The 1982-nt window shown below is 68.7% G+C and carries 1 protein-coding gene and 2 pseudogenes; all 3 read right to left on the bottom strand.

What is annotated here, in order from left to right; translation table 11 throughout:
* Positions 1-312 (bottom strand): annotated as a pseudogene (locus DMB66_RS57475) (M23 family peptidase); the annotation flags it as partial.
* A complete protein-coding gene (locus tag DMB66_RS57470; protein ID WP_125812405.1) occupies positions 309-860 on the bottom strand; it encodes a hypothetical protein in 552 nt (183 codons plus the stop codon). The gene DMB66_RS57470 and the pseudogene DMB66_RS57475, both read right to left, overlap by 4 nt.
* 6 nt (positions 861-866) lie before the next feature.
* Positions 867-1982: pseudogene (locus DMB66_RS57465) on the bottom strand (MFS transporter); the annotation flags it as partial.

Here is a 1982-nt window from a genome sequence, read left to right as displayed (position 1 = left end):
GGATTCCTGCATCGCCGTCGCCACCGCGATCACCCAGGCCCGCGGTGGCAGCTTCAGCTGCTTGCCGACGTTGATGATGATCGCCGCGTTCTTGATCTGCTCCGAGTTGTACTGGCCGACCTTGGGCAGCTTGGCCTCGGGATCGATCGGCCCGCCGGCACCGCAGTTGGCGCTGAGCAGACTGAGGTTCTCCTCCTTGTCGTCGAACTCGTCCACCAGCAGCGCGCTGATGGCACCGCCGCAGCAGAGCAGAGCCAGCGTCGCGGTCAGGGCGACGAGTAGGGCCACCCCACGCGGCCGCGGCAGGTTCACGAGCTCTCCCAATCGACGTCGTCCACCAGCCAGCGCCCGTCGGGGGCCACCAGTTGCAGAGTCAGCTTTCCGGAGTTCACCGTGACGACCGCGTTGACCAGGCCGTCGCCGATCGGCACCAGGGTGGGCCGGCCGGCGATCTTGTCGGCCGGCACGTCGGCCGGGTCGACGCCGTTCAGCTCGTCGGCGAGATCCTTGGTCGCGTTCGGCACGAGGCCGTTGTGCCAGGCCTTCGCCGAGACGTTCTTGTGGTCGACCCACGCCGCCGCGAACGCGTAGGCGACAGCTTCGGGCTCCGCGCTGCCCGGGCTGGTGGTGGGCGACGGAGGCGGTTCGTCGTCGACGATGACGCCATCGTCATCGTGGCTCGGGTCGATCGAGGCCGTCGGGCCAGGCGACACCCGGTCGGTAATCGGGGCGGCGGCGGTGCCATCGGAGAAGATCCGGCCGATCCCGACGATCGCCAACACCAGCACGGCGATCACCAGGGCGACTCCCCAGCGGGACCGGAAGAGCCCAGTGAGACCGCGTTCCAGCATTCTCGGCATCGGCGGTCACTTCGCCTCGGTGCGCACCCGCGGCGAAGCTGGTTCTTCGCGGGTGGTGCTTCCGGTCTCAGGTCGGTATATCGCGAAGGAGGCCGGCCGTTCGCTTACGTCCGGCTCGGTCCAGGTAGACGGTCGGCGCTGCCGCGCGGCGGAAGCCGTGACCGGGACAGGGGCGCGATCGCCAGGCTCCGCGTTGTCACGGGTCGTCTCGTTGCCGTCCGGGCGAACGGCCGGACCGCTGCCCCCTCGATCCGGGGCCGGCGCCAGAGTCTGCCCACCACGGCCGGCCGAACCGTGCGAGGGGTCCTCCAGCCTGGCCTCGGGACGCAGGTTGCTCTGGTCGACGTAGACGGTGCGGCCCTTGCCGATCACGGGCTCGTTCGTGCCACCGGCATCCGCCACGTCCAGCTTGGCCGCTTCGCGCATGTCGCGGAAGAACCGGCGGTGCCAGGAGCCGGCGGAGGTGATCGCCGCGGTGCCGTCCTTGCCGCCGAGCTGGGTGATCCGCCGGTACGGCCGCAGCAGCAACCAGCCCACCACTCCGACCAACCAGACCAGCACGACCTGCAACCAGCCGGCCAGGCTGGCGGTGTTCATGATCAGATCCACGGCGAAGAGGTAGATGGCGGCGCCGGTGCCGAAGATGGCGATGTTGAAGACGGCCGCGACCACGGCGTTACCGAGGCGACGGATGCCCGAACTTGCGGGTCTCAGCAGGCCGACCGTGCCGAGGATGGGTGCGGCGATGACCGCCCAGCGGAAGATCAGGAAGCCGAGCAGTACCAGCAGCGACGCGGTCAGATCGAACATCGCGAACATGAGGGCCGCCAGCACGGCGATGAAGCCCGCGCCGATTCGGTCCATGCCGTTGACACCGCGCAGGTAGTCGTAGGCTTCGGGATCATCGATTCTGATCGTCTCGGCGATCCGCTTCCACTGGTCCTGCTTCGCCGTGATGGTCGACGGCCGGGTTTTCGGGTTGTCCCGCATCTTCTGCGCTTCGTCCCAGCTGAAGGAGCGAGCGTCGTACAGGGCCCGGCCGTATTTCTGAGCCGTGTCGCTGTCCGCCGAGCCGAGCACCCCGCGGAGCCAGTTGCGGTAGAGCATGGTTTCGGTCACCGT

This window comes from Actinoplanes sp. ATCC 53533, assembly GCF_003947245.1.
This window is presented reverse-complemented; position numbering and strand designations above follow the sequence as displayed.